The organism is Psychrobacter sp. S1-30-MNA-CIBAN-0213 (assembly GCF_040309845.1).
In the GTDB taxonomy this organism is placed as follows: Bacteria; Pseudomonadota; Gammaproteobacteria; order Pseudomonadales; family Moraxellaceae; genus Psychrobacter.
The window spans coordinates 1-250 of record NZ_JBEOPE010000139.1 but is presented as its reverse complement, the minus strand read 5'-3'; the positions used below and the strand labels follow the sequence as shown (position 1 = coordinate 250).

Here is a 250-nt window from a genome sequence, read left to right as displayed (position 1 = left end):
ACTCTACAGATTGGCTCGACTCCATATTGTTGTTTATGATCTTCAATAAAATCAACCATTACTTGGGTTTGCGGTCGAGCTCCGCCTGGGCGAAAAAAGCGGCAGCTTTCTTTATAATCTCATTGGCTTGCTTTAACTCTCTGTTCTCACGTTCAAGCTCTTTGATACGCTCCGCTTGGCTTTGAGCTTGAATGTTTGCAGGAATGGTTTTATCAATGTGCTTTTTATGCCATGATCGTAGGGTCTCAGG

General features: G+C 43.2%; 1 pseudogene and 1 other annotated feature. The pseudogene reads right to left on the bottom strand.

The window, feature by feature from the left end:
* Nucleotides 1–101, bottom strand: a sequence feature (AL1L pseudoknot). This feature is flagged as partial in the annotation.
* A pseudogene (locus AAEY87_RS14255) lies at nt 1–250 on the bottom strand (IS3 family transposase); the annotation flags it as partial. Its footprint overlaps the feature before it by 101 nt.